The organism is Rhodocytophaga rosea (assembly GCF_010119975.1).
Taxonomy (GTDB): Bacteria; Bacteroidota; Bacteroidia; order Cytophagales; family 172606-1; genus Rhodocytophaga; species Rhodocytophaga rosea.
In genome coordinates, this window is record NZ_CP048222.1 from 5,262,008 (window position 1) to 5,286,347 (window position 24,340).

The following is a 24,340-nucleotide window of genomic DNA, read 5'->3' on the forward strand; positions in this document are numbered from 1 at the left end:
AATATTCGGATTTTTATAAATAGTATCAACAATGTTACAGCCGAAAAGAACGAAGTTTAGAAAAATGCAAAAGGGCCGGGTGAAAGGTTTAGCCACAAGAGGCCATTCCATTGCTTTTGGATCATTTGCTGTAAAGTCTCTGGAAGCAGGATGGATTACCAGCCGTCAGATTGAGGCTGCCCGTATTTCAATGACCCGTGCAATGAAAAGAGAGGGACAGGTTTGGATTCGTGTATTTCCCGATAAACCTATCACTAAGAAGCCTGCTGAAGTAAGGATGGGTAAAGGTAAAGGAGCGCCAGAATATTGGGTAGCAGTGGTAAAACCAGGGACTATTCTGTTTGAAGCTACTGGTGTAAGTACTGAATTAGCTAGTGAAGCATTACGCTTGGCTGCTCAAAAATTGCCAATTAAAACAAAATTTGTTGTACGTAGAGATTACGTAGAATAATGCGGATACCCGCGCAAAGGCTCAATTCTGCTACAATTGATAGAATAATGCGGGGTCCATTTGACACACAAGAATAATAAACATTCAAATGAAAAACGCAGAAATTAAATCTCTCAGTGTAGATGAACTTCAGGAGAAGCTGGCGGCTGAGCAGGAAACATTACAAAAGCTTGCTTTTGGCCATGCCATATCTCCAATTGAAAACCCTATGAAAATACGCGTTAGCCGTAAAACAATAGCTAGGTTGAAAACTCAATTGCGCGCTGTAGAACTTACCAACCAAAAGACTACTAAATAAGATATGGAAACGATAGAGCAAAGAAATGTCAGAAAAGAAAGAGTAGGTAAAGTCGTAAGCAATAAAATGACTAAATCTATTACTGTGGCAGTGGAGAGAAAGGTGAAGCATCCTATCTATGGTAAGTTTATGAAGAAGACCACAAAGCTAATGGCGCATGATGAAAAGAATGAATGTGGTATTGGAGATACGGTTCGGATTATGGAAACTCGTCCGTTGAGTAAGAGAAAGTGCTGGAGATTAGTAGAAATTATTGAAAAAGCTAAATAATCATGATACAACAGGAATCAAGATTGACTGTAGCAGATAACAGCGGTGCTAAAGAAGTGCTCGTTATCCGTGTACTGGGTGGTACCAGAAAAAAGTATGCCTCTATTGGTGACAAAATAGTTGTTACTGTAAAATCTGCACTTTCTTCCAGTAACCTGAAAAAAGGTACTGTATCAAAAGCAGTAATTGTAAGAACAAAAAAAGAAGTGCGCAGAAAAGACGGGTCTTATATCCGTTTTGAAGATAACGCTGCTGTTTTGTTAAACAATAATGATGAGCCTAGAGGTACTCGTATTTTTGGACCGGTTGCACGTGAACTGCGTGAAAAACAGTTTATGAAAATTGTATCATTGGCACCTGAAGTATTATAAGCAATATGGAACAGACAACTAAAAAGCCACACAAACTACATGTTCGTAAAGGCGATACAGTAAAAGTTATTTCAGGAAACGAGCGTGGCAAAACCGGTAAAATTGTAACGGTGCTGGTTAGTAAAAACCGTGCGGTGGTAGAAGGATTAAACATGGTATCTAAGCATATTAAACCTTCTGCTAAAAACCCCAATGGTGGAATTGTTACCAAAGAAGCACCTATTCATATCAGCAATCTGATGCTGGTAGATCCTGCTAATGGACAAGCAACCAGAGTAGGACGGAAACTTGACAGTAAGGGTAAGTTACAAAGGTATTCAAAGAAAACAGGAGAAATTATAAAAAATGGCTAATCCAAGATTAAAAGACAAATATCTCCAGGAAGTAGTCCCTGCATTGAAAAATAAATTTCAATATAAATCTGTTATGCAGGTTCCTAAACTTACAAAGGTTGTAATCAATAAAGGAATTGGTGCTGCTGTAGCTGATAAAAAATTAGTAGATGTAGGCGTTGAAGAGCTAACCACTATATCAGGACAGAAAGCTGTTGCTACTATTTCCAAACAGGCAATTTCTAACTTTAAGCTTCGGGAGAATATGCCCATCGGCGCAAAGGTAACGCTGAGAGGAAATAAAATGTATGAATTCCTTGACCGTTTAACTACGGTTGCTTTACCTAGGGTACGGGATTTCAAAGGGATTAATGATAAAGGCTTTGATGGACGTGGTAATTATACACTAGGCGTAAAAGAACAAATTATATTCCCTGAAATTAGTATCGATAAGGTTACAAAAATATCTGGTATGGACATCACCTTTGTAACAACTGCCGGTACTGATGAAGAAGGATTAGAATTATTAAAATCACTAGGTATGCCATTTGCAAACCAGAAAAAATAATAAACATGGCAAAAGAATCTGTAAAAGCGCGCGAACGCAAAAGAGAAAAATTAGTGGCAAAATATGCTACTAAAAGAGCTGCTTTGAAAGCAGCCGGTGATTATGAAGCATTAGATAAATTACCAAAAAATGCTTCTCCTGTAAGGCTGCACAACAGATGCCGCTTAACGGGAAGACCAAGAGGATTTATGCGTAAATTTGGCATTTCAAGGGTAACTTTCAGGGAAATGGCTTCTGATGGAAAAATACCCGGACTTACAAAAGCAAGCTGGTAAATTTTGGTAATTTGTTTTTCTTTTATCATCTAATTCACTAACTTTGCAAACCCATTTCAAAACGGGAGTTCGTTTGCATAAAATCATATAAAAATGACAGATCCAATCGCTGATTATTTAACCAGATTGAGGAATGCTATCAAAGCTAAGCATAGAATAGTGGAAATGCCTGCGTCAAATCTGAAAAAAGAATTGACCAAAGTATTACACGAGAAAGGTTATATTCAGAATTATAAATTTGATAACAATACGGTACAAGGGACTATTAAAATAGCTTTGAAATATAATCCGCTTAGTAAGCAATCTGCTATTGTTAAACTGGAAAGAATTAGTAAACCTGGTTTGAGAAAATACACTGGCGCTGAGGAATTGCCACGCGTTTTAAACGGATTAGGCATTGCTATATTATCTACTTCCAAAGGTGTGATCACCGATAAAGAAGCCAGGCAATTGAATATAGGTGGGGAAGTATTGTGCTACGTTTATTAAGATAATACAATCATGTCAAGAATTGGAAAAAAACCGATTACTCTCCCTGCGAATGTTACAATTTCTGTTGGTACAGATAACAATGTAACGGTAAAGGGGCCTAAAGGTACGCTGGTGCAAAATGTCGACCCAGATATTAAGGTATCTGTACAAGAAAAAGAGATTATTGTTGAGCGTCCTACTGAGCAAAAACGCCATAAAGCGCTACATGGTTTATATCGTGCCCTTGTAAATAATATGGTTGAGGGAGTAAGCAATGGTTATAAATTACAACTGGAAATTGTAGGGGTTGGTTACAAAGCGACGGCTACAAATAATGTGTTAGAATTAAGCTTAGGGTATTCTCATAATATCTATTTGGCTATTCCTAAAGAAATTAAAGTAACTACACTGACTGAAAAAGGTAAAAACCCAACAATCACTTTAGAAGGAATAGATAAACAATTAGTTGGGCAGGTAGCTGCTAAAATCAAGTCTTTAAGAAAAGTAGAGCCTTACAAAGGTAAAGGTGTAAGATCAGTAGGGGAACAAGTAAGAAGAAAAGCTGGTAAAACCGCTTCTAAAAAATAATTAAGTAATGGCTACAAAGAAAGAGCAAAGAAGGCTGCGTATTAAACATGGCATCCGCAGCAAGGTTTCCGGGACCTCTGAAAAACCAAGATTAACTGTTTTTAGATCAAATACCGGTATATATGCACAGTTGATAGATGACACACAAGGCAAAACCTTAGTAAGTGCTTCTTCTCAAGAACTGGAAAATAAAAATGCAAATATATCTGTATCTAAAACTGTAGGTCAGAAGCTGGCAGAAAAAGCTGTATCAAGTGGCATTTCTACCGTGGTATTTGACAGAAACGGATATTTGTTTCATGGTAAAGTAAAAGCATTAGCAGAAGGTGCCCGTGAAGGAGGCCTTAAATTTTAAGATATTATGGCTCAAATAAATACAAGATCTGTTAAGGCAAGCGATTCAGACCTTAAAGAAAGAGTAGTAGCTATTAAGCGTGTAGCTAAAGTGGTGAAGGGCGGACGTAGATTTAGTTTTTCTGCTATTGTGGTAGTAGGTGATGGGAATGGTGTAGTAGGCTACGGTTTAGGAAAAGCCAATGAAGTAACAGATGCCATAACTAAGGGCATTGAGGATGCTAAGAAAAACTTAATTAAGGTGCCTGTGCTAAAAGCAACTGTTCCTCATGAAATTCTTGGTAAGTATAGTGGCGGATTTGTGTTGCTAAAGCCGGCAGCGGCCGGAACTGGTGTTATCGCTGGTGGTGCGATGCGTGCTGTATTGGAAAGTGCTGGTGTAAAAGATGTATTGGCTAAATCAAAAGGTTCTTCTAATCCACATAACGTGGTAAAAGCTACTTTTGATGCTTTATTGAAAATGCGTGCTCCTCATACTGTAGCACAGCAAAGGGGAGTTTCATTAGCAAAAGTTTTTAATGGGTAAAATCATGGCAAAAGTTATCATAACACAGGTCAAAAGCACCATTAAAAGACCTAAAACTCAAAAATTAACTATTACTGCTTTAGGGTTAGGAAAGATCAATAGAAGCGTAGAAGTGGAATATACTCCACAAATTGCAGGGATGGTTGATAAAGTAAATCATTTGGTTACTGTTCAGGAATTATAATAAAAACAGCAATGAATCTTAGTTCAATAAAACCGGCTGCCGGCTCAGTGAAGCAAAAAACCCGAAAAGGCAGAGGTACCGGTTCAGGCAAAGGTGGTACTTCTACCCGTGGACATAAAGGAGCTCAATCCCGTTCAGGTTATAGTGCTAAGAGGGGCTTTGAAGGTGGTCAAATGCCTCTGCAAAGAAGGGTTCCCAAGTTTGGTTTCAAAAATTTCAACAGAGTAGAGTATAAAGCTATTAACCTGGATGTTTTGCAGGATTTGCTTGATAAATACACTGTAGAAGTAATTGATGCTGATTATCTGAAACAACACGGCTTGATTTCAAAAAATGACCTGATTAAGGTTTTAGGAAGAGGCGAATTGAAATCTAAAGTCGAAATCAAAGCAAATGCTTTTTCATCATCTGCCATAGAAGCAGTAGAGAAAGCTGGAGGTAAGGCTACAGTTATTTAAAGCATGAAGAAGTTTATCACCACTATCAAAAATATTTTCTCAATAGAGGATTTAAGAACGCGTATCTTAAATACTTTATTGTTTTTATTCATTTTCCGTTTAGGTTCCTTTGTAGTACTTCCTGGCATTGACCCTAACCGTCTACCTGGAAGATCAGAAGGCGTATTAGGAATTTTGGATAACCTGCTGGGTGGTGCTTTTAGTAATGCCTCTATTTTTGCCTTAGGCATAATGCCTTACATTTCTGCTTCTATTGTAATTCAGCTTTTAACGGTAGCTGTACCTTACTTTCAGAAGATGCAGAAAGAAGGTGAATCAGGAAGAAAGAAGTTAAATCAGATTACCAGGGGCTTAACGGTTATTATTACCGTAGCTCAGTCTATTGCTTATCTGACTTCCACTATACCTGATGAGGCAATATTGGTTGACCGAACATTCTTTACTTTCTCTTCTATTGTTATATTAGCTGCCGGTACTATATTCTGTATGTGGCTAGGTGAAAAAATTACTGATAAGGGAATTGGTAATGGTATTTCTATGCTGATCATGATTGGTATCGTATCCAGATTTCCTGGTGCAGTATATGGAGAAGCATTATCTAGAGGTTCTAATGGTATACTGTTTTTTGTACTAGAATTAGTAGTATTATTCTTTGTAGTGATGGGTGTAGTAATGCTTACCCAGGCTACCAGAAGAATACCTGTGCAATATGCCAAACAAGTGATTGGTAATAAAGTATATGGGGGACAAAGGCAATACATACCCTTAAAGTTAAATGCCGCAGGTGTAATGCCTATCATTTTTGCTCAGACATTAATGTTTCTTCCAGCAACCGTAGCATCGTTTTGGGCAGATAGCAGTGATCTGGCAAGCTCTACAGCTGCAGTGTTCTCAGACTTTACATCCTGGCAGTATAATTTGCTTTTTGCCGTATTGATTATCCTGTTTACTTTCTTTTATACAGCTATTTCAGTGAGTCCGAAAAATATTTCGGATGATATGAAAAAGAATGGTGGCTTTGTTCCCGGCGTAAAACCCGGTGCACAAACCACCGAATATATAGACCAGATATTATCAAAAATAACTTTACCTGGCGCTATATTTCTATCGGTGATTGCTATACTTCCTGCTATTGCGAGTTTATTTGGAGTTACCAGAGAATTTTCGGCTTTTTATGGTGGTACATCTTTATTGATTATGGTAGGTGTAGTGCTAGATACCCTTCAGCAGATTGAAAGCTACTTATTAATGAGACATTATGAAGGCTTAATGAAATCAGGTAGGGTTAGAGGTAGGTCAGAAAATGTGGCAGTAGTTTAAGGAATATAAGGGTTAAGATTTGAAAAAGAAGCAACTGATATTAAAGACCAAGGAAGAAATTGAGCTAATTAGGCAGAGCGGTATTATACTAGGAAAAGCGCATGCAGAAGTAGCAAAGTTAATCAGGCCGGGTATCAGTACGAATGAGTTAAATAAACGAGCAGAAGAGTTCATTATAGACCATAAAGGTAAACCGTCATTTAAGGGATACAATGGTTTTCCGGCATCTTTGTGTATATCCGTTAATGATAAAGTAGTGCATGGAATGCCGGGCACTTATGAACTAAAAGACGGAGATATTGTTTCAATAGATTGTGGTGTAATTCTGAATGAGTATCATAGTGATAGTGCTTATACCTATTTTGTAGGAGATGTTCATCCTGATATACAAAAACTTCTTTCAGTTACTAAAGAATCTTTAGAACTAGGTATAAAACAGGCAATAACCGGAGCGAGGATAGGAGACATTGGTTATGCCATTCAAGCCCATGTTGAGAAACATGGATTTACAGTGGTTCGGGAATTAGTGGGGCATGGAGTAGGAAAGTTTTTGCACGAAAGTCCGGAAGTGCCTAATTACGGAAAGAGGGGCCAGGGAATGAAATTAGAGACAGGGTTGGTAATTGCGATTGAGCCAATGGTGAACATGGGCACTAAAAATATTGTTCAGGAAAAAGATGGATGGACTATCCGAACAGCGGATAGAAAACCTTCTGCTCATTTTGAACACACAGTAGCTGTCAATAATGGCAAAGCTGATATATTAACAACTTTTGAATATATAGAAGAAGTACTTAAAACTAAATATGGCCAAACAGTCATCTATTGAACAAGACGGAACAATTGTAGAAGCATTATCTAATGCAATGTTCAGGGTAGAATTACAAAACGGCCATCAGGTAATTGCGCATATATCAGGTAAAATGCGGATGAATTACATCAAGATTTTACCAGGTGACAGAGTCAAATTAGAAATGTCGCCGTATGACTTAAGTAAAGGAAGAATAGTTTACAGATACAAATAATCACTTATGAAAGTAAAGGCTTCTATTAAAAAGCGTAGTGCTGAATGTAAGGTGATCCGCAGAAAAGGAAAACTTTATGTTATCAACAAGAAAAATCCAAGGTATAAACAAAGACAAGGATAATTAATCATATGGCTAGAATCGCAGGCGTAGATATTCCGGACAAAAAAAGAGGAGAAATTGCCTTAACCTATATTTTTGGTATTGGTCGTAGGTCAGCACAACATATACTTACCCAAGCAGGTGTGAACCTGGATAAAAAGGTGAATGAATGGACAGATGATGAATCTAACACCATCAGAAGTATTATTAGCGCTGAATACCGTGTGGAAGGTGTGCTGAAATCAGAAGTGCAGCTAAGCATTAAGCGTTTAATGGATATTGGTAGCTATCGTGGCTTAAGACACCGCAAGGGCTTACCAGTTAGAGGTCAGCGTACAAAGAATAATACGAGAACCAGAAAAGGTAAACGTAAAACAGTTGCTAATAAGAAAAAAGCAACTAAATAATAATTAATTAACAGTGAATAGCTTTGCTTAGAATTTGCTGAACTTTTTTTAAAACAATCCATTTCTAAACATAACTATTTAGCTATTAACTAACCATACAATGGCTCAACAACAAACACAAGCAAAAAGAAAAGACAAAGCCAAAAAACGGGTGGTTACGGTTGAACCTGTTGGCCAGGTTCATATCAAAGCCTCTTTTAACAATATTATTATTTCCGTAACTAATAGCAGCGGACAAGTTATCTCCTGGGCTTCTGCCGGTAAGATGGGTTTTAAGGGTTCTAAAAAGAACACTCCTTATGCTGCTCAGATGGCCGCTCAAAATTGTGCACAGGCTGCTTATGAATTAGGTCTGCGTAAAGCAGAGGTTTTTGTAAAAGGCCCCGGTGCAGGTAGAGAATCTGCCATCCGTACCATTCAAAGTGCAGGTATTGAAGTAACAACAATTAAAGATATTACTCCTTTACCTCATAACGGTTGCCGTCCGCCTAAAAGAAGAAGAGTCTAAAACCTATTCATGATGAGCGTATAATTGTAAAACTGCGCTTCATTATATTACAATCAATATTACCTATATTTTAAGAAATGGCTAGATATACAGGTCCTAAGGCCAAAATAGCAAGAAAATTTAATGAACCTATTTTAGGTCCAAGCAAGGCTTTACAAAAGAAAAGCTACCCTCCTGGGATGCATGGCCGTGGCAGAAAGAGAAAGCAATCTGAGTATGCCGTGCAGTTGACTGAAAAGCAAAAAGCGAAATATACATACGGCGTATTGGAAAGACAGTTTGAGAATTTATTTCATAAAGCTGCCCGTAAAGAAGGTATTACTGGTACAAACTTACTTATATTGCTTGAAGCCAGACTTGATAATACAGTCTACCGATTTGGCATTGCTCCTACCCGCAGAGCCGCTCGTCAGCTGGTATTACATAAGCACATCACCGTAAATGGCCATATTATCAATATTGCTTCTTATTCTTTGAAACCAGGTGATGTAGTAGGTGTACGTGAGAAATCAAAATCGTTAGAAGCTGTCACTGAGAGTTTATCTGCCAGAAGTGCAAAAAGATATACCTGGCTTGAGTGGGATAACCAATCGCTGGTTGGTAAATTTGTATCCTATCCGGAAAGAGATCAAATACCTGAAAACATTCAAGAGCAGCTTATTGTTGAGCTCTATTCTAAATAAAGATATAAAAATGGCAGAGCAGACCTCTGGCATTTTTGTCTTTATGAATGGTGCAAAAAATAATTAGTGTTCACAATATAAAAAGTACCTAAAAACTATGTCAATATTAGCATTTCAAATGCCCGATAAGGTGGTGATGGAAAAGGCAGACGACTTCCGTGGTCTGTTTGAATTTAAACCGTTGGAAAAAGGGTATGGAGTAACCATTGGCAACGCATTGAGGAGAATTTTACTTTCTTCGTTAGAAGGATATGCCATTACAAGCATTAAAATTCCGGGTGTGCTGCATGAGTTCTCTTCAATTGAAGGTGTGGTAGAAGATGTATCAGAAATCATTCTGAACCTGAAAATGGTTCGCTTTAAAAAGATCTCTGATATGATCGACAATAAAATCGTTGTCTCTGTAAAAAATGCTAAGGTTTTAAAAGCAGGAGATATTTCTAAATTTACGTCTTCTTTCCAGGTATTGAATCCGGATTTTGTGATTTGTAATTTAGATACTTCTGTGAATATGGAGATCGAATTATTGGTTGAAAAAGGAAGAGGGTATGTGCCGGCAGAAGAAAACCGCCAATCTGAACAAGTATTCGGTCATATTCCAATTGATGCTATTTTTACCCCAATCAAGAACGTAAAATTTAGTATTGAAAACACCCGGGTAGAGCAGAAAACTGACTACGAAAAGCTCGTATTAGATATTGAGACCGATGGTTCTATTCACCCCGAAGATGCCTTAAAAGGTGCTGCTAATATTCTGATTCAACACTTCATGCTGTTCTCTGATCAGACAATGACATTTGAAGCTGTGAAGCCGGAGGAAGAAGATACTGTAGATGAGGAAATGTTGCATATGAGAAAACTGTTGAAGACTTCTTTGGCAGACTTAGATCTCTCTGTAAGAGCATACAATTGCTTGAAATCTGCTGATGTGAGAACTCTTGGAGACTTAGTAAATCTGGATATTTCAGATATGATGAAATTCCGGAACTTTGGAAAGAAATCATTAACAGAATTAGAGCAACTGGTAGCAGAGAAGGGCCTTACTTTCGGAATGGATTTATCAAAATATAAATTAGACGAAGATTAAATTCAGTCATTAGTACTTTGCCTTTATACAAAGGCTAAAGACAGGCTGAAAGCTAAAAACCATTACAATGAGACACGGTAAAACAATTAACCATTTAGGCAGAACCGCACAACATCGCCATGCTTTGTTATCCAATATGGCTTCTTCGCTGATTCTGCATAAAAGAATTACAACAACCGTAGCTAAAGCAAAAGAGCTACGTAAGTATGTAGAACCTTTGATTACAAAAGCTAAAGATGATACAACCCATTCCAGAAGAACCGTTTTTTCTTATCTTCAGAATAAAGAATCGGTTAAAGTTCTGTTTGGAGAAGTAGCTGAAAAAATTGCTAGCCGTCCGGGTGGTTATACTCGTATTATTAAGCTAGGTAATCGTTTAGGCGACAATGCTGATGTTTGTATCATGGAACTCGTAGATTATAATGAAACCATGTTGAAAAACAAGCCTGCTGCTAAAGCAAGAACTCGTAGAGGTCGCCGGGGTAGCAAAACTGCAGTAAATGCTGCTGAAACTACACCAAAAACTGAAACTGCTCCAGCCAAAAAAACAGAAGCTACAGAAACTGACAATGCAGAAGACAAAGAACAAGCATAACAATTTGTTTTTATATTATTTGAAAAGGGATTGGACCAAGGTCTAATCCCTTTTTTATTGTGTAATGAACCATACTTATTCTATCACTGTTAGCAAACAGATAAAAAACAAAAATGAAATACACACCACGTAAAGAAGCATTATTATTATTAGCAGACGGTACACTATTTAAAGGTATCGCCTTAGGAAAAACAGGTACTATCGGTGGCGAACTTTGTTTCAACACTGGGATGACGGGCTATCAGGAAATCTATACGGACCCTTCTTATTACGGTCAGATCATCCTGAATACAACCTCACATATTGGTAACTATGGCACTTTGCCCTCCGACCAGGAATCTTCACAGGTAAAAATCAGTGGACTGGTATGTAATCATTTTTCTACGATTTATTCACGCCACGTTTCGCGTGAATCTTTGCAGGAATATTTCGAGCGGGCGAACATAGTAGGAATTGGAGAAGTAGATACCAGGCAGATTGTGAAACATATTCGCAATAAAGGAGCAATGAATGCCATTATTTCTTCAGAAATCCTGGATGTAAGAGCCCTACAGGAAAAATTGAATGAAGTTCCTTCTATGAATGGCCTAGAGCTTTCCTCCCAAATTAGTACAGTAGAACCCTTTCTGGTAGGTAATGAAAACTCAGAGTTCAAAGTAGCCGTGCTGGATTTAGGTATAAAAACAAGTATTCTAAGCAATCTCACTACACGCAATATTCAATGTAAAGTGTTTCCGGCAAAAACTACTTTTGAAGAAATGAATACATGGAAACCGGATGGCTATTTTATTTCTAACGGACCCGGAGACCCTGCTGCTATGCCGTATGCTATTGACACAATGCGCAAGATTGTAGATTCGGAAACGCCTTTGTTCGGCATATGTTTGGGCCATCAGTTACTGGCACTGGCTAATGATGTTTCTACCTATAAGCTACACAACGGACACCGCGGGTTAAACCATCCGGTAAAGAATATAATCACCGGCCGTGGAGAAATTACTTCACAAAATCACGGATTTGGAATAAATGAAGAAGATGTGAAGAAAAGCAAAAAAGTAGAAGCCACTCACGTTAATCTGAATGATAAAAGTATTGAAGGCATCCGTCAGAAAAACGGTAGAGCTTTTTCTGTACAGTATCATCCGGAATCTTCACCAGGGCCACATGATTCCAGATATTTATTTGATGATTTTGTGAAAATATTGAAAAACAAATAAGGTTGTAGTAGGTGATTTGTATTCTTTGAAAAGAGAATAGGAGTAAAGATTGTAATTGAAAGGTCAATTATTTAATTTTCGCGCACAAAACAACCTATATTAGAAATTATGAGCATAATACAACAAATTCATGCACGCCAGATACTGGATTCCAGAGGCAACCCTACCGTTGAAGTAGATGTAAAAACAGAAAATGGCTTTTTGGGAAGAGCTGCTGTGCCTTCTGGAGCTTCTACCGGTACACATGAAGCAGTGGAACTAAGGGATGATGATAAAAAAGTGTATGTAGGCAAAGGTGTGCTAAAAGCTGTTGAAAATGTGAATGAAGTAATTGCCGATGAGCTGATTGGATACTCTGTATTTGAACAGAATCTGCTGGATAAAATCATGCTCGAAATGGATGGTACACCCAATAAATCTAAATTAGGTGCCAATGCCATTCTAGGCGTGTCATTAGCCATTGCAAAAGCAGCTGCCAAAGAAGCCGGACAGTCTTTATTCAGATATATTGGCGGCGTAAATGCCAATACATTACCAGTTCCGATGATGAACATTTTGAACGGAGGCAGCCATGCAGATAATTCCATCGATTTTCAGGAATTTATGGTGATGCCGGTAAAAGCCGATTCCTTCTCTCAGGCTTTACGTATGGGTGTTGAAGTGTTTCACCAATTGAAGAAAGTATTGAAAGACAAAGGAATGTCTACCAATGTAGGCGATGAAGGAGGTTTTGCTCCTAATCTCCCCTCAAACGTAGCAGCTTTGGAAGTGATTCTGCAAGCCATCGAAAAAGCGGGATATAAGCCAGGTGAGGATATATTTATTGCTATGGATGCAGCAGCTTCTGAATTTTACAATGCTGATTCAGGTATGTATCACTTTAAAAAATCAAGTGGTGATAAACTGACTTCTTCTCAAATGGCTAACTATTGGAAAGAGTGGGTAAATAAATATCCGATTATTTCTATCGAAGATGGCATGGCTGAAGATGACTGGAAAGGATGGAAAGAGCAGACTGAACTGATGGGAAATAAAGTTCAACTCGTTGGTGATGATTTGTTTGTAACCAATGTAGAACGTTTGCAACAAGGCATAGACCAGCAGATCGCCAATGCTATTCTGGTAAAAGTAAATCAGATTGGCTCGCTTACAGAAACAATTAATGCAGTGAATCTAGCTAAACGCAATCGGTATAAGAGTGTAATGTCGCACCGGTCGGGTGAAACTGAGGATAATACGATTGCTGATCTGGCAGTTGCTTTGAATACCGGACAAATTAAAACCGGTTCTGCTTCCCGTTCTGATCGTATGGCTAAATACAACCAGTTACTCCGGATTGAGGAAGAACTAGGAGAAACAGCTTATTATCCGGGTCTTAAATTTTAATTTACTTATGTACACAGAGCAAGTAGTTAATTGGTTATATTAACTACTTGCTTTATTGTTTTATAGCTTACGTTTTACTATGCGCTGGAAACTGCCTGCATTTACTAAAAATTATTACTTTATTACAACAGCCGTTTTTTTGCTCTGGATGTTGTTTTTTGATAGTAATGATTTTATTTCCCAGTATCAGATGCGCAGTAAAGTGCAGGAATTGGAAAAAGATAAACGTTTTTATCTGGAAAAGATAGAAGAAGTGAAAAAGGACCGCAGGGAATTAGTAAGCAATCCTAAACTGCTTGAAAAGTTTGCCAGAGAAAAGTACCTGATGAAAAAAACTTCTGAAGACGTGTATGTAATAGTCGAAGAAGGAAAAGAAACAGAAACAGCAAAAAAATAAAATTCTTATCGTTCTGATGCCCAGTTCACATACTCAATGATGTGATGGTTATAATCGGATTTAACCTGTAGAGAATCAGGGAAAGGGATTGTTTTAGCTGAAAAATCAGAAGAGTACTGAGGCGTATACTGTCTACTGAACTTGCCTGCCAGAAGCAATGCAGTTAAAAGAATAATTTTTATCATAAATGGCAAACGCAAATAATTCTTTTTCATAGAATGTACTTCCAAGGTTTCAGCCTTGCATAGCTACTTGATACAAATTAAACTACAATATCCGGTAAAATCGCGGGAAATATACAAAAAAATATTTCAGGGCAGCAATATTATCATTCCAAATGTCAATAATAAGAAAAAAAGTCATAAAATATACTTCAGCTAAGTATTATAAAAATTTAAATAGTCTTACATGATTAAAGTTCTGTTTGTATGCCTGGGAAATATATGCCGCTCCCCAATGGCAGAGGGGATTTTTAATAAATTAATTTCTGATAATAGATTGAATAATAATGTAATATGCGATTCTGCTGGTACATCCAACTACCATATTGGCGAATTGCCGGATGCTCGCATGCGACAGACTGCTCAGAAAAATGGCATTGAACTTACTCACCTGGCGAGGCAAATCAAGCGCCAGGATTTTGAAGAATTCGATTATATTGTAGCCATGGATGAATCAAATTACTTAAATATTACAAAGCATCCTGCCTGGAATAATCATTGGAAAGATAAATTGTTGTTGATGCGAAGCCATGATGAAGTGATTTCAGACCTGAATGTACCTGACCCTTATTTTGGTGAATTGGATGGTTTTGAGGAAGTGTATCAACTTCTGCTGAAAAACAATACCAGGTTTATCAATTATTTAATAGAGAAACACCAGTTATATAATCGTATAGTTTAATGCCCGGATTGAGAAGCTAATATATCTATACAAGCTATTTCTTTTGCTTACGAGATTCCTCATTCAAACCAGCCTATGAGTATTAATGATATGCATCTGGAGCAGATTCAATTTTTTGAAACCATCCTGTTTGAAAGTGTAGGACAAGAAGTGCACGTATCAGGCTACCAGTTTATGGGGGGTGGCAACATCAACAATGCGGTAAGTCTGGATACAGATCAAGGCTATTTTTTTGTAAAATGGAATGAAAGTGGGCAAACTGATGCTTTTTCCTGTGAAGCCAGTGGCCTGGAATTATTGAGGAGAGCTAATGAGATACCTATTCCGGAAGTAATAGGCTTTGGTCAAAACTACCAGAAAGCATATCTGATTTTAGAATACATACATTCTTCCCGTCCACAGTATAACTATTGGGAACGTTTTGGTCATTCGCTCGCCAGATTACATACGCACACCAATCATTCATTTGGCTTATCACACAACAATTATATAGGTTCATTACAACAAATAAATACCCCGGCTGAAAAATGGGTGGAGTTTTTTGTGGAAAAAAGATTAAAAATACAAGCTGGCCTAGCACTATATAATGGTGAATTACCCAAAGCCTTATTCAATAAATTTGAGGATTTATACAAAGAACTTCCCCATATGCTGCCAGCTGCTGTTCCTTCATTGTTGCATGGCGACCTATGGAGTGGCAATGTAATGGTGGGTCCTACCGGAGAGGTAATGCTGATTGATCCGGCCGTATATTACGGTAACCGGGAGGCAGAACTGGCATTTACAAAGTTATTTGGCGGCTTTCCTGATAATTTTTATGGAGCCTATAACGAAATCTCTCCTTTGGAACCTGATTTTGATGAAAGAGCAGCCATTTATAATTTATATCCTTTACTGGTACATGTAAATCTGTTTGGATCAGGTTATTTAAGCGGTATTGAGAAAGTGCTGAAACGGTTTTAAGTATCTTACTTTTTTGCTCTATTATACTTCGGTAAGCAATTGATAAGAGCTTAAGGTTTTCTGCTCCTGAATAATTTTCTTATCCCTACTTACTTTCTCTACATTGTCAGCCGTATAATTAAGCACACTTACTAATTCCAGACTCTCCTGTACTGTAACGCTAAACCTATCCTCCAGCATTAATTTCAACTGCTCAGTTTTCTCATGGTCTGCGTTAGTTCCTATAGAGAGCGAAATAGCCGTATTCTGCATCAGGTTAATTTTCATATTGAGGCTACTGAAGGCATGCAGGATACTGCAGACATTTTCCTCCGTAATAAAAGTAAAATCCTTTACACTACAACTTACCAGTACTTGATTAGGCTTAAAAATAACAACAGGTATTTTTTTATCTGAAGCCGCTGTGCTGATGCAAGTGCCGGGCTGCTGGGGTTCAATAAAAGAGCGTACAAATAAGGGGATACCTTTATTAGCCAGGGGCTTGATGGTTTTAGGGTGAATAACGGTAGCGCCATAATAGGTCATTTCTGCCGCTTCCTCATACGAAAGTCTGGTAAACAACTGAGCAGAGGGATTTCGTTTCGGATCAGCATTCAGGATTCCGGGCACATCTTTCCATATAGTTACTGATTCAGCTTGTAGAGCAGCACCAAAAATGGCAGCTGTAAAATCTGAGCCTTCTCTTCCAAGAGTTGTGGTCCATCCATCTGTTGTACTGCCAATAAAGCCTTGCGTAATGACTACCAGCTGATTAAGTAAAGGAAACATCCGCTGCTGAATGATTTGTGTAGTGAGTTCCCATTGTATTCTGCCTTCCCGCCAGGTATCATTGGTCTTAATAAAGGTACGGGCATCCTGCCATATACTGGGAATATTTATTTTTCTCAGATACTGCGCTACAATGGTGGAAGAAAGCAATTCTCCATAACTGATAACAGCATCATAAGCCCGGTCAAAAGGCAACTGGTGGGCAGAGAGTAAGTTACTTTGTAATTCAGTAAACAGATTTTTTATCACCTTATGTACTTCATCAGCCTGGTCTTCAAATAAGGCCTCTATTATTTGTAAGTGATATTGCTGCAAACCCTCCAGAACTGACTGATGAGCGCCTTTTGATAGATAGACATGTAGTAACTCTTCCAGGGCATTGGTGGTTTTACCCATGGCAGAAATAACGACCAGCAATGGTTGCTTCCCACTATATTGTTGAATAATCTGACAAGCATTTCTTACAGAAGGCGCATCTTTTACAGAAGCACCGCCAAATTTAAATACAAGCATATGATGTGAAAGTCTGTAAATTTTTGCGCAAAGTTGATTTTTTATTCCATTAATAATAAGCTTCTGGGCATTTTTTGTTAGTATACACATTAAATTTTTGCAAACTATTCTTTAAGCTGAATCTGTTCCTATGCCAGATCATTTATTTGCTACCTATTTCAATACTACACATACTGTTTATCAATCTTCTGCTCCAGGGCGTATAGATGTAATGGGAGGAATAGCCGATTATTCAGGCTCTATGGTGTTGCAAATGCCTATCCGGGAGAAAACAACTGTACAACTGGCCTTACGGGATGATGATAAGTTGAATATTAAAAGCCTGCAAAGTAATGGAGAGGTATTAGCTTGTTCGGTGGCGTATCATTCGCTATTAAAAAATGGCCGAGAAGTAGATTATGCCTTTGCCAGAAAAGAATTGGCTACAACAGAAAATGGAAGATGGGCTGGTTACATCATAGGCTGTTTTCTGGTGGTGCAGAAAGAAAAAAATATACAGATAACTGGTGCTGATATATTCATACATACTGAGGTACCATTGGGCAAAGGTGTTTCCTCTTCAGCAGCCTTAGAGGTAGCGGTATTAAAAGCAATCGCCCAGGCCTACCAGATTGAATTTGGTAAAACAGAACTCCCGCTATTAGCCCAGAAGGCCGAAAATCTGGTGGTTGGCGCTCCCTGCGGATTAATGGATCAGTTAGCGTGCTACCTGGGTGAATCGGGAAAATTATTGCCTATTCTTTGCCAGCCAGATATAGTGTATGAACCGCTTCCGATTCCAGAAAATATCTTTTTTATTGGTATTGATAGTGGTATCCGTCATTCTGTAGGAGCAGCCTCCTATTCACAAGTGCGTACGGCTGCTTTTATGGGATATGCAATGATTGCCAGAGAAGTAGGTGTAATGCCCAAAGAGCTGGAACAAGCTAAACTGAATTCAACCAGGAAAGGATTACCATTTGATGGGTATGTAGCCAATATAACGCCTTCTATTTTTGAAGAAAGATTTGCACTGCGGTTACCTTATAAAATGCATGGAAAATATTTTAAGCAACATCAGTTTATTCACCTAGATACGGCTACAGAAGTGCTGGACGATAAATTTTATGCCATACTGGATTGTACCCGCCATCCGGTTTACGAAAATTTCAGGGTTCATACCTTTTCTGTATTACTTCACTATTTGTCTGTTGTAACCAATCCTTTGCACAGAAAACAATGTCTGCAACAACTGGGTGAACTCATGTATCAGTCTCATACTGGTTATAGCGTTTGTGGCCTGGGCGATGACCATACCGATGAGCTGGTTGAATCTGTTCGGCAACACCAGCATCAGGGAGTATATGGTGCTAAAATCACTGGTGGTGGGAGCGGGGGAACCGTATGTATACTTTGTGAAGGTGAAGAGGGCTTACAAACTGCCCGTAAAATTCACCGGCAATACCAGGAAAAATATAACAAAGAAGTAACCTTTTTCGAACCTTGAATAAAATGCGGTTCAACCCAATAGTTTACCTATTTTTTGCTTTGATAAAATAATTATTCAGGATTAGTACTTATATTTAAGCCCTAAAAAAACATTAAATCCTCTAAACTTATATGAATTTACCAGAAGACTTAAGGTATACCAAAGAACACGAATGGATCAGGGTAGAAGGCGATATAGCCTATGTAGGCATTACTGATTTTGCCCAGAAAGAGCTGGGAGATATAGTATATGTTGAAATTGATACTAAAGGCCAGGAGATTCAGCAAAATGAGATATTTGGAACTGTAGAAGCCGTAAAAACCGTTTCAGACCTTTTTATTCCTATTACCGGAACTGTGCTGGAAGTAAATGATCTTTTAAATTCTAATCCTGAGCTGGTAAACACTGATCCGTATGGCAAAGGCTGGATGATTAAAATGAGCATTACTGATACACAGCAGCTTGAATCTTTGTTAAGCGCGAATACGTATGGAGCAGTAATTGGCGCTTAAATAGAGGAAAGAGGCAAAGTGCTATTTTTGCATAAACAGATATAGCCTGGTTAACAACAGCGGAATGTTTTTCAGATATAACGTATTTACTTTTGCCTGGGCATTACTCATACTAATGCTGATATTAATGCCTGGTAAAAATATGCCGGATACTAATATCTGGAGCCTGCTTACTTTCGATAAATTTGCTCATTTCTTTGTATTTGCCATACTGGTGTTTTTACTTAACATCGGACTTGCCAAACAGCATACCTATATATGGCTGCGGTTTAAAGCAGGTAAAATGGCGCTGATGAGTGGTATGGCCTATGGAATTTTGCTTGAACTTATTCAATCCTTTATTCCTGACCGAACTTTTGAGCCGAGGGACATGTTAGCCAATATGATAGGATGTTTCTTAGGAAGTTTTTTGTTTTACATGGTTTATAAATTTAATCTCCCTGATTAGTATTTATAATAAAAAAAAATTATTTTTGATATCTGCAAGTTTAAACTTATCCCCAAACCCAAATAGATTATGGAAGTTAAAAAGTATGAAAAGGTAGACTTAGCTCGCCAGTCTGGTTTGTTTATGAACATCGGATTGATAGTTGCTTTGGGCCTGTGCTTGCTTGCCTTTGAATGGAAATCCTACGATGATCTTTCACAGGTAGAGTATGAAGCACAAGCGGTAGAAACTGAAGAATTAATAGAGATTCCAATCACTGAGATGCCTCCTCCTCCTCCTCCTGTAATTCAGCAGCCTGAGATCGTAGAGGTACCAGATGAAGAAGAAATAAAAGAAGAACTAGTAAACCTGGATACGGAGATTACTCCTGAAACGGTAGTAGCTCCCCCTGCTCCGCCTGCACCTGCTGCACCAGTAGTAGAAGAAGAAGAAACTAACGAGATCTTCCAGGTGGTAGAAAACCAGCCTGCTCCGGTAGGAGGTTATGAAGCATTCTACAAATACATCGGTAAAAACATCAAATATCCGGATCAGGCCAGAAGAATGGGCGTGGAAGGAAAAGTGTTCGTACAGTTTGTAGTAGATAAAGATGGAAGTATTACGGACGTAAATGTATTAAAAGGTATCGGTTCTGGTTGTGATGAAGAAGCCATTCGGGTAGTAAAATCTGCTCCAAAATGGACACCAGGTAAGCAAAGAGGCCGTCCGGTACGCGTACGTATGTCGGTGCCGATTGCCTTCAAATTGGGATAATATTAGTTAACTGATATATAGAAAGCCTGGGAAACCAGGCTTTTTTATTTTTACGAAAATATTTTTGTAAGCCTTATGGAATCTGCCAGGGAGATGCATCATAGGAATAAAGTAAACATATTTTCCTTTTCACCCTAAACAGCATTCTCATGGAACTCAAAAAGAACCCCGAATCAGATTTATCCCGCAAAAAAAGCTTGTTTTTTAACATTGGAATGATCATCACGCTTGCTCTATGTTTGGTTGCCTTCGAATGGAAAACATATGAGAAATTATCGGATGTAGATATTTCTAAACCATCAGAGCCAGAGCAATTGGAAATGATGCCTATTATAGAAAATAAGATTCCGGAACCTCCGAAAGTGGTAGCTCCGGAAATAAAAGAGGTTAAGGAAGACATAAAAGAAGAATTAATAAACTTAGAAACAGAAACTTCTTTGGAAGCTGTAGTAGATCCTCCTGTGCCTCCCACTCCAATTGCTCCTGTCATTGAAGATGAAGAAACTACAGAAATATTACTTATTGCTGAAACTCAGCCTGCTCCGGTAGGAGGTTACGAAGCATTCTATAAATACATCGGTAAAAACATCAAATATCCGGATCAGGCCAGAAGATTGGGCGTAGAAGGAAAAGTGTTTGTTCAATTTGTAGTAGATAAAGATGGTGGTATTACCGACGTACAAGTATTAAAAGGCATAGGCAGTGGTTGTGATGAAGAATCTATTCGGGTGCTTAATAATGCTCCAAAATGGACTCCTGGCAAGCAAAGAGGCCGTCCGGTACGGGTTCGGATGTCTGTTCCTATTATATTCAAATTAGGATAATTATTTAGTTTATCTTACAGAAATAGCCCGTAACTCAGCGGGCTTTTCTATTTTTACAGGATGCTTAGATATTGTATATGCTTTGGTATGCTGCTGTGGCCAGCTTTAGTGCAGGCGCAGGATATGGCCCGCATCAAAAAAAACATTGATACCCTTTGTTCGCCTGCCATGCATGGCCGGGGATATGTAAATAAAGGCGATCTGGTGGCAGCCAGTTTTATTGGGGAGCAATTCCGGCAAATGGGGCTTAAATCTTTCGGAACTACTTTTTTACAATATTTCCCATTAGATATTAATACCTTTCCTAAAAAGGTAAAGCTCCAGATAGATAAACAGACACTGACGCCAGGCAAAGATTATATAGTAAATCCGGTTTCTGCCAAAGGAAAAGGCAGTGGAAAAATTGTTTACCTGGATACGCTTATATTTACCCAGGAGCAGGCCAGGCAGAAGTTTCTGCAAACTGATTTCAGGAAAAATATACTTGTTTACCAATCCAAGCACCAAAACAAACTACTCGAATTACCTGGGGAATATCTGAACAAAATGCACGAAGCCAGGGCGCTGATCGAACTACATCCGGAAAAACTGACCGCTAGTTTATCTAACAAACAACAAAGCCATCCGGCATTTGAAATGGTTAGTAAAACTCTGCCTTCCAATGCTTCCAAAGCTAAATTCCGCCTGGATGCCACCTTGATTTCAAATTATCAGTCGCAGAACGTAATCGGGTATATTTCCGGAAAAACCCGGCCTGATTCATTTATTGTTGTGTCTGCTCATTACGATCATCTGGGCCGCATGGGGAACAAAACCTATTTTCCGGGTGCCAATGATAATGCAAGCGGGACCAGTATGTTGCTGGAACTGGCACATTATTATTCCTTACCAGAAAATCAGCCGGAGTATTCTATGGCGTTTATTGCATTTGGTGCCGAAGAAGCCGGACTGATTGGTTCCAGGTATTATACACAGCATCCATTATTTCCTCTTGCCGAGATCAAATTTATGATCAATCTGGACCTGGTAGGCACAGGTGATGATGGGATAACCGTAGTAAATTCGGTAGCCTTACCCCGTGAATTTAACTTGCTTACGCAGATTAACCAGGAGAAAGGATATGTATCGAAAGTAAATAAACGGGCTAATGCTCCCAATTCTGATCATTATTTTTTTGTGAGCAAAGGCGTAAAAGCAGTATTCATTTATACGTTAGGCGGAATCAAAGCCTATCATGACGTATACGACCGTCCGGAAACACTGCCCCTCACAAAGTATACACAGTTATTTGGCCTGCTTACAGATTTTATCCGGGTTTTGTAAAAAATCAGAAGTATTTTGCCTAAGCAATTGAGCAAAAGATCAATAAGACATTAATCAGTTAAAATGGCCAGAAAATAGGTACAAAAATAACAAGTAAGGCTATCAGGAGTAAGGTAAGTACAGAACCGGTTTTAAAAAAATCCATAAACTTATACTTTCCCGGACCATATACCAGGATACAGGAAGGCTCAAAAGGGGTAACCAGAGAAACAGAAGCGGCCAGCATAATGGCTATCCCAAACGATCTTGGATTGGCACCTAGTTGCTGAGCGGTTTGCAAGGCAATTGGTAACACCACCAGCGCTGCGGCTGCATTAGACATAGGCTGCGTAAGAAATACAGTAAGTAAAATAAATCCTGCCAGAATAGAAATCGTTCCGAAGGGACTCAGCAGGTCTACAATGTGCATAGCCAGAAAGTTTGAAGCGCCGGTTTTTTCCATGGCTTTCCCAAAAGCACTCATGCCTCCGATTAATATGAGAAGCCGCCAGTCAATGGCAGTATAGGCTTTTTCCAGGGGAATGGCTTTGCTCAGCACCGTTAGTACAGCGGCCATCAAAAAGCATATGGAAAGTGGAGCTAATTCCAGAGAACCAATAATCACTGCCAGCATAAAAGTAATTACCGTAAACAAGCCTCTTTTTTCCTTGTATTTGATAGGGGTGAATTCCTCCCCCATAATAGCCAGATCATGTCTTTCCCGGATGGCCTGAATCCGGTTAGAAGTACCCTGAACCAGCAACAAATCTCCCAGATGAAGTTCTATACTACTGATCTTATCCCGTAGTGTCTGGCCATGCCGGTAAATGGCCAGTACTACCAGGCCATACCGTTGGCGGAAACCTGCACTTTTAATAGTTAAACCTACCAGCTCCGACTCTGAATTTGTGATAAGTACCTCTGCCAGCTGAATATCAGCTGTTTCAATGGTAATGTCTTTCAGGGTATCGGCCTTAATTTCAATGCCACTGGTTTCGCGTATTTTCAGTAACTGGTCAATTTTTGTTTCTACCAGCAGCATATCGCCTTCTTCGATCACCAGATAAGGATGTGGAAAGTATTGAGTCTTGTTTCGGATCAGCTTCAATATTCTGATATCTAAGCCACTCAAATTAGAGGTTACAATTTTTTGCCCGATCAAGGGAGAGTTTTTTACTACCACTACTTCGCTCAGGTATTCCCGGATGGCATAATTTTCTGTCAGGCTGTAATCTTTATGGTCAGGTAAAAAACGTCTGCCTACCGCCCAGATGTAAAGAACCCCGGTACCAAACATAATCAGCCCCATAGGCAATATCTCAAACATACCTACCGGAGCTAATTTTGCCTGTATAAGATATCCACTTACCGCTACGTTTGTAGACGTACCAATCAAGGTGCAGGTACCACCCAGAATAGAAGCAAACGCCATAGGAATTAATATTTTAGATGCGCTGATGTTCAATTTCCGGCATATTCCCATAACTGGCCCTACCAGCAGCGCAGTAACCGTAGTATTATTCATAAAAGCAGAAATAGAGCCGGTAATACCCATAATAACCAATGTCAGCGCAGCCGGTTTTACTTGGGTAATGGTAGTAAGATTGGCACCGATGCGGTCTAGCATACCAGTTTCCCGCAAGGCGCCGCTAATGACAAAGATAGAAGCCAGGATAATGATAAAATCACTGCTGAATCCTTCAAATGCCTCTTTTGGAACAAGGATACCAGACAGAACAAGTATAATTAACAGGATCAGGGTTATAATATCAACGGACAATTTTTCTGTGGCAAATAATATAATAGCTACCACCAGTAATCCTAAAACCAAAGCAATCTCCATAATACAAATTGATGCAATGAAACGGTTGGAAAATTATCCTCTTTTTAAACCAGGATGAAAAATTACATATAATTTATTTTAAAAACAGAACCCTCTCGCTGATTTATAAAGCTTATGTCAATTATTTCCTGATAACGTGTTCTGTGTAACTATTTTGCCTTCTAAAAATA

The 24,340-nt window shown here is 38.7% G+C and carries 36 protein-coding genes; 33 read left to right on the plus strand and 3 right to left on the minus strand.

The window, feature by feature from the left end; all coding sequences use genetic code 11:
- The first annotated feature begins 31 nt into the window (after nt 1-31).
- The 25 genes from rplP to GXP67_RS21910 all read left to right on the plus strand — a co-directional run bounded on the left by rplP (nt 32) and on the right by GXP67_RS21910 (nt 13,873).
- Complete coding sequence (gene rplP / locus GXP67_RS21790; RefSeq protein WP_162445075.1) at nt 32-451, plus strand: 50S ribosomal protein L16; 420 nt, start codon at nt 32-34, stop codon at nt 449-451.
- Nucleotides 452-539: 88 nt separating this feature from the next.
- Complete coding sequence (rpmC, locus tag GXP67_RS21795; RefSeq protein WP_162445076.1) at nt 540-749, plus strand: 50S ribosomal protein L29; 210 nt, start codon at nt 540-542, stop codon at nt 747-749.
- A 3-nt stretch (nt 750-752) separates the two neighbouring features.
- Complete coding sequence (rpsQ, locus tag GXP67_RS21800) at nt 753-1,019, plus strand: 30S ribosomal protein S17 (RefSeq protein WP_162445077.1); 267 nt, start codon at nt 753-755, stop codon at nt 1,017-1,019.
- 2 nt (nt 1,020-1,021) lie between these two features.
- Nucleotides 1,022-1,390 (plus strand): 50S ribosomal protein L14, encoded by a 369-nt coding sequence (rplN, locus tag GXP67_RS21805; RefSeq protein WP_162445078.1) that lies wholly within the window; start codon nt 1,022-1,024, stop codon nt 1,388-1,390.
- A gap of 5 nt (nt 1,391-1,395) precedes the next feature.
- Nucleotides 1,396-1,743, plus strand: a complete 348-nt coding sequence (gene rplX / locus GXP67_RS21810; RefSeq protein WP_162445079.1) for a 50S ribosomal protein L24 — start codon at nt 1,396-1,398, stop codon at nt 1,741-1,743.
- Nucleotides 1,736-2,290 (plus strand): 50S ribosomal protein L5, encoded by a 555-nt coding sequence (gene rplE / locus GXP67_RS21815; RefSeq protein WP_162445080.1) that lies wholly within the window; start codon nt 1,736-1,738, stop codon nt 2,288-2,290. The genes rplX and rplE overlap by 8 nt, the downstream gene beginning before the upstream one ends.
- A 5-nt stretch (nt 2,291-2,295) precedes the next feature.
- Nucleotides 2,296-2,565, plus strand: a complete 270-nt coding sequence (gene rpsN, locus GXP67_RS21820; protein ID WP_162445081.1) for a 30S ribosomal protein S14 — start codon at nt 2,296-2,298, stop codon at nt 2,563-2,565.
- Between the two features lie 93 nt (nt 2,566-2,658).
- On the plus strand, nt 2,659-3,054 hold the full coding sequence (gene rpsH / locus GXP67_RS21825; protein ID WP_162445082.1) for a 30S ribosomal protein S8: 396 nt from the start codon (nt 2,659-2,661) through the stop codon (nt 3,052-3,054).
- Between the two features lie 12 nt (nt 3,055-3,066).
- On the plus strand, nt 3,067-3,624 hold the full coding sequence (rplF, locus tag GXP67_RS21830) for a 50S ribosomal protein L6 (RefSeq protein ID WP_162445083.1): 558 nt from the start codon (nt 3,067-3,069) through the stop codon (nt 3,622-3,624).
- 7 nt (nt 3,625-3,631) lie between these two features.
- Complete coding sequence (rplR, locus tag GXP67_RS21835) at nt 3,632-3,979, plus strand: 50S ribosomal protein L18 (RefSeq protein WP_162445084.1); 348 nt, start codon at nt 3,632-3,634, stop codon at nt 3,977-3,979.
- Nucleotides 3,980-3,985: 6 nt separating this feature from the next.
- Nucleotides 3,986-4,504, plus strand: coding sequence for a 30S ribosomal protein S5 (gene rpsE, locus GXP67_RS21840; RefSeq protein WP_162445085.1), 519 nt, complete (start codon nt 3,986-3,988; stop codon nt 4,502-4,504).
- 4 nt (nt 4,505-4,508) lie between these two features.
- Complete coding sequence (rpmD, locus tag GXP67_RS21845; protein ID WP_162445086.1) at nt 4,509-4,688, plus strand: 50S ribosomal protein L30; 180 nt, start codon at nt 4,509-4,511, stop codon at nt 4,686-4,688.
- Nucleotides 4,689-4,699: 11 nt separating this feature from the next.
- Nucleotides 4,700-5,146, plus strand: coding sequence for a 50S ribosomal protein L15 (rplO, locus tag GXP67_RS21850; protein WP_162445087.1), 447 nt, complete (start codon nt 4,700-4,702; stop codon nt 5,144-5,146).
- A gap of 3 nt (nt 5,147-5,149) precedes the next feature.
- Entirely contained in the window at nt 5,150-6,466 is a 1,317-nt protein-coding gene (secY, locus tag GXP67_RS21855) for a preprotein translocase subunit SecY (RefSeq protein WP_162445088.1), read from the plus strand.
- A gap of 19 nt (nt 6,467-6,485) precedes the next feature.
- Nucleotides 6,486-7,295: a type I methionyl aminopeptidase gene (gene map, locus GXP67_RS21860; RefSeq protein WP_232064533.1), complete on the plus strand. Its 810-nt coding sequence runs from the start codon at nt 6,486-6,488 to the stop codon at nt 7,293-7,295.
- The gene (infA, locus tag GXP67_RS21865; RefSeq protein ID WP_162445089.1) at nt 7,273-7,491 is read left to right on the plus strand and encodes a translation initiation factor IF-1; all 219 of its coding nucleotides are present in this window, start codon (nt 7,273-7,275) and stop codon (nt 7,489-7,491) included. The genes map and infA overlap by 23 nt, the downstream gene beginning before the upstream one ends.
- Before the next feature lie 6 nt (nt 7,492-7,497).
- On the plus strand, nt 7,498-7,614 hold the full coding sequence (gene rpmJ / locus GXP67_RS21870) for a 50S ribosomal protein L36 (RefSeq protein ID WP_038119933.1): 117 nt from the start codon (nt 7,498-7,500) through the stop codon (nt 7,612-7,614).
- An 8-nt stretch (nt 7,615-7,622) separates the two neighbouring features.
- The gene (gene rpsM / locus GXP67_RS21875; RefSeq protein ID WP_162445090.1) at nt 7,623-8,000 is read left to right on the plus strand and encodes a 30S ribosomal protein S13; all 378 of its coding nucleotides are present in this window, start codon (nt 7,623-7,625) and stop codon (nt 7,998-8,000) included.
- Between the two features lie 100 nt (nt 8,001-8,100).
- Nucleotides 8,101-8,508, plus strand: a complete 408-nt coding sequence (gene rpsK, locus GXP67_RS21880) for a 30S ribosomal protein S11 (RefSeq protein ID WP_162445091.1) — start codon at nt 8,101-8,103, stop codon at nt 8,506-8,508.
- Between the two features lie 77 nt (nt 8,509-8,585).
- Nucleotides 8,586-9,191, plus strand: coding sequence for a 30S ribosomal protein S4 (gene rpsD / locus GXP67_RS21885; protein ID WP_162445092.1), 606 nt, complete (start codon nt 8,586-8,588; stop codon nt 9,189-9,191).
- 97 nt (nt 9,192-9,288) lie between these two features.
- Nucleotides 9,289-10,278: a DNA-directed RNA polymerase subunit alpha gene (locus GXP67_RS21890; RefSeq protein ID WP_162445093.1), complete on the plus strand. Its 990-nt coding sequence runs from the start codon at nt 9,289-9,291 to the stop codon at nt 10,276-10,278.
- 67 nt (nt 10,279-10,345) lie between these two features.
- The gene (gene rplQ, locus GXP67_RS21895; RefSeq protein WP_162445094.1) at nt 10,346-10,873 is read left to right on the plus strand and encodes a 50S ribosomal protein L17; all 528 of its coding nucleotides are present in this window, start codon (nt 10,346-10,348) and stop codon (nt 10,871-10,873) included.
- Between the two features lie 113 nt (nt 10,874-10,986).
- Entirely contained in the window at nt 10,987-12,090 is a 1,104-nt protein-coding gene (gene carA / locus GXP67_RS21900) for a glutamine-hydrolyzing carbamoyl-phosphate synthase small subunit (protein ID WP_162445095.1), read from the plus strand.
- A 108-nt stretch (nt 12,091-12,198) separates the two neighbouring features.
- Complete coding sequence (gene eno, locus GXP67_RS21905; protein ID WP_162445096.1) at nt 12,199-13,476, plus strand: phosphopyruvate hydratase; 1,278 nt, start codon at nt 12,199-12,201, stop codon at nt 13,474-13,476.
- A 79-nt stretch (nt 13,477-13,555) separates the two neighbouring features.
- Nucleotides 13,556-13,873, plus strand: a complete 318-nt coding sequence (locus GXP67_RS21910; protein WP_162445097.1) for an FtsB family cell division protein — start codon at nt 13,556-13,558, stop codon at nt 13,871-13,873.
- A 5-nt stretch (nt 13,874-13,878) separates the two neighbouring features.
- Here GXP67_RS21910 and GXP67_RS21915 read toward each other — a convergent pair whose 3' ends face one another.
- On the minus strand, nt 13,879-14,088 hold the full coding sequence (locus GXP67_RS21915; protein WP_162445098.1) for a hypothetical protein: 210 nt from the start codon (nt 14,086-14,088) through the stop codon (nt 13,879-13,881).
- Nucleotides 14,089-14,281: 193 nt separating this feature from the next.
- On the opposite strand from GXP67_RS21915, the gene GXP67_RS21920 reads away from it, so the two are divergent.
- Together GXP67_RS21920 and GXP67_RS21925 are read left to right on the plus strand one after the other, a co-directional pair.
- Nucleotides 14,282-14,776 (plus strand): low molecular weight protein-tyrosine-phosphatase, encoded by a 495-nt coding sequence (locus GXP67_RS21920; protein ID WP_162445099.1) that lies wholly within the window; start codon nt 14,282-14,284, stop codon nt 14,774-14,776.
- 75 nt (nt 14,777-14,851) lie between these two features.
- Nucleotides 14,852-15,739 (plus strand): fructosamine kinase family protein, encoded by an 888-nt coding sequence (locus tag GXP67_RS21925; RefSeq protein ID WP_232064534.1) that lies wholly within the window; start codon nt 14,852-14,854, stop codon nt 15,737-15,739.
- Between the two features lie 21 nt (nt 15,740-15,760).
- Here the strand turns inward: GXP67_RS21925 and GXP67_RS21930 are convergent, their stop codons facing one another.
- Entirely contained in the window at nt 15,761-17,020 is a 1,260-nt protein-coding gene (locus GXP67_RS21930; protein ID WP_162445100.1) for an aspartate kinase, read from the minus strand.
- Between the two features lie 130 nt (nt 17,021-17,150).
- Here GXP67_RS21930 and GXP67_RS21935 point away from each other — a divergent pair, with 130 nt between their 5' ends.
- The 6 genes from GXP67_RS21935 to GXP67_RS21960 all read left to right on the plus strand — a co-directional run bounded on the left by GXP67_RS21935 (nt 17,151) and on the right by GXP67_RS21960 (nt 22,348).
- Nucleotides 17,151-18,506, plus strand: a complete 1,356-nt coding sequence (locus tag GXP67_RS21935) for a galactokinase (RefSeq protein WP_162445101.1) — start codon at nt 17,151-17,153, stop codon at nt 18,504-18,506.
- A 113-nt stretch (nt 18,507-18,619) separates the two neighbouring features.
- Nucleotides 18,620-19,000: a glycine cleavage system protein GcvH gene (gene gcvH, locus GXP67_RS21940; protein WP_162445102.1), complete on the plus strand. Its 381-nt coding sequence runs from the start codon at nt 18,620-18,622 to the stop codon at nt 18,998-19,000.
- 64 nt (nt 19,001-19,064) lie between these two features.
- The gene (locus GXP67_RS21945; protein WP_162445103.1) at nt 19,065-19,448 is read left to right on the plus strand and encodes a VanZ family protein; all 384 of its coding nucleotides are present in this window, start codon (nt 19,065-19,067) and stop codon (nt 19,446-19,448) included.
- Between the two features lie 69 nt (nt 19,449-19,517).
- Nucleotides 19,518-20,201 (plus strand): energy transducer TonB, encoded by a 684-nt coding sequence (locus tag GXP67_RS21950; protein ID WP_162445104.1) that lies wholly within the window; start codon nt 19,518-19,520, stop codon nt 20,199-20,201.
- 149 nt (nt 20,202-20,350) lie between these two features.
- Nucleotides 20,351-21,025, plus strand: coding sequence for an energy transducer TonB (locus GXP67_RS21955; RefSeq protein WP_162445105.1), 675 nt, complete (start codon nt 20,351-20,353; stop codon nt 21,023-21,025).
- A gap of 60 nt (nt 21,026-21,085) precedes the next feature.
- Nucleotides 21,086-22,348 carry a M28 family metallopeptidase gene (locus GXP67_RS21960; RefSeq protein ID WP_162445106.1) on the plus strand — a complete coding sequence of 421 codons (1,263 nt, stop codon included), beginning with the start codon at nt 21,086-21,088 and terminating at the stop codon, nt 22,346-22,348.
- Between the two features lie 58 nt (nt 22,349-22,406).
- Here GXP67_RS21960 and GXP67_RS21965 read toward each other — a convergent pair whose 3' ends face one another.
- Nucleotides 22,407-24,170, minus strand: coding sequence for an SLC13 family permease (locus GXP67_RS21965; protein ID WP_162445107.1), 1,764 nt, complete (start codon nt 24,168-24,170; stop codon nt 22,407-22,409).
- Between the last annotated feature and the right edge of the window lie 170 nt (nt 24,171-24,340).

Bases quoted from the DNA above. Each gene is read 5' to 3' on its own strand.
- GXP67_RS21910 (WP_162445097.1), top strand. From the start codon at position 13,556: ATGCGCTGGAAACTGCCTGCATTTACTAAAAATTATTACTTTATTACA.
- rpsK (WP_162445091.1), top strand. From the start codon at position 8,101: ATGGCTCAACAACAAACACAAGCAAAAAGAAAAGACAAAGCCAAAAAA.
- rplO (WP_162445087.1), top strand. From the start codon at position 4,700: ATGAATCTTAGTTCAATAAAACCGGCTGCCGGCTCAGTGAAGCAAAAA.
- GXP67_RS21915 (WP_162445098.1), bottom strand. From the start codon at position 14,088: ATGAAAAAGAATTATTTGCGTTTGCCATTTATGATAAAAATTATTCTT.
- secY (WP_162445088.1), top strand. From the start codon at position 5,150: ATGAAGAAGTTTATCACCACTATCAAAAATATTTTCTCAATAGAGGAT.
- rpmD (WP_162445086.1), top strand. From the start codon at position 4,509: ATGGCAAAAGTTATCATAACACAGGTCAAAAGCACCATTAAAAGACCT.
- rplP (WP_162445075.1), top strand. From the start codon at position 32: ATGTTACAGCCGAAAAGAACGAAGTTTAGAAAAATGCAAAAGGGCCGG.
- rpmC (WP_162445076.1), top strand. From the start codon at position 540: ATGAAAAACGCAGAAATTAAATCTCTCAGTGTAGATGAACTTCAGGAG.
- rpsM (WP_162445090.1), top strand. From the start codon at position 7,623: ATGGCTAGAATCGCAGGCGTAGATATTCCGGACAAAAAAAGAGGAGAA.
- eno (WP_162445096.1), top strand. From the start codon at position 12,199: ATGAGCATAATACAACAAATTCATGCACGCCAGATACTGGATTCCAGA.
- rpsE (WP_162445085.1), top strand. From the start codon at position 3,986: ATGGCTCAAATAAATACAAGATCTGTTAAGGCAAGCGATTCAGACCTT.
- rpmJ (WP_038119933.1), top strand. From the start codon at position 7,498: ATGAAAGTAAAGGCTTCTATTAAAAAGCGTAGTGCTGAATGTAAGGTG.
- GXP67_RS21925 (WP_232064534.1), top strand. From the start codon at position 14,852: ATGAGTATTAATGATATGCATCTGGAGCAGATTCAATTTTTTGAAACC.
- rplF (WP_162445083.1), top strand. From the start codon at position 3,067: ATGTCAAGAATTGGAAAAAAACCGATTACTCTCCCTGCGAATGTTACA.
- infA (WP_162445089.1), top strand. From the start codon at position 7,273: ATGGCCAAACAGTCATCTATTGAACAAGACGGAACAATTGTAGAAGCA.
- rplE (WP_162445080.1), top strand. From the start codon at position 1,736: ATGGCTAATCCAAGATTAAAAGACAAATATCTCCAGGAAGTAGTCCCT.
- GXP67_RS21920 (WP_162445099.1), top strand. From the start codon at position 14,282: ATGATTAAAGTTCTGTTTGTATGCCTGGGAAATATATGCCGCTCCCCA.
- rplX (WP_162445079.1), top strand. From the start codon at position 1,396: ATGGAACAGACAACTAAAAAGCCACACAAACTACATGTTCGTAAAGGC.
- rpsD (WP_162445092.1), top strand. From the start codon at position 8,586: ATGGCTAGATATACAGGTCCTAAGGCCAAAATAGCAAGAAAATTTAAT.
- GXP67_RS21965 (WP_162445107.1), bottom strand. From the start codon at position 24,170: ATGGAGATTGCTTTGGTTTTAGGATTACTGGTGGTAGCTATTATATTA.
- rplQ (WP_162445094.1), top strand. From the start codon at position 10,346: ATGAGACACGGTAAAACAATTAACCATTTAGGCAGAACCGCACAACAT.
- GXP67_RS21930 (WP_162445100.1), bottom strand. From the start codon at position 17,020: ATGCTTGTATTTAAATTTGGCGGTGCTTCTGTAAAAGATGCGCCTTCT.
- GXP67_RS21950 (WP_162445104.1), top strand. From the start codon at position 19,518: ATGGAAGTTAAAAAGTATGAAAAGGTAGACTTAGCTCGCCAGTCTGGT.
- GXP67_RS21960 (WP_162445106.1), top strand. From the start codon at position 21,086: ATGCTTAGATATTGTATATGCTTTGGTATGCTGCTGTGGCCAGCTTTA.
- GXP67_RS21955 (WP_162445105.1), top strand. From the start codon at position 20,351: ATGGAACTCAAAAAGAACCCCGAATCAGATTTATCCCGCAAAAAAAGC.
- carA (WP_162445095.1), top strand. From the start codon at position 10,987: ATGAAATACACACCACGTAAAGAAGCATTATTATTATTAGCAGACGGT.
- rpsN (WP_162445081.1), top strand. From the start codon at position 2,296: ATGGCAAAAGAATCTGTAAAAGCGCGCGAACGCAAAAGAGAAAAATTA.
- GXP67_RS21890 (WP_162445093.1), top strand. From the start codon at position 9,289: ATGTCAATATTAGCATTTCAAATGCCCGATAAGGTGGTGATGGAAAAG.
- gcvH (WP_162445102.1), top strand. From the start codon at position 18,620: ATGAATTTACCAGAAGACTTAAGGTATACCAAAGAACACGAATGGATC.
- rpsQ (WP_162445077.1), top strand. From the start codon at position 753: ATGGAAACGATAGAGCAAAGAAATGTCAGAAAAGAAAGAGTAGGTAAA.
- rplN (WP_162445078.1), top strand. From the start codon at position 1,022: ATGATACAACAGGAATCAAGATTGACTGTAGCAGATAACAGCGGTGCT.
- rpsH (WP_162445082.1), top strand. From the start codon at position 2,659: ATGACAGATCCAATCGCTGATTATTTAACCAGATTGAGGAATGCTATC.
- GXP67_RS21935 (WP_162445101.1), top strand. From the start codon at position 17,151: ATGCCAGATCATTTATTTGCTACCTATTTCAATACTACACATACTGTT.
- rplR (WP_162445084.1), top strand. From the start codon at position 3,632: ATGGCTACAAAGAAAGAGCAAAGAAGGCTGCGTATTAAACATGGCATC.
- GXP67_RS21945 (WP_162445103.1), top strand. From the start codon at position 19,065: ATGTTTTTCAGATATAACGTATTTACTTTTGCCTGGGCATTACTCATA.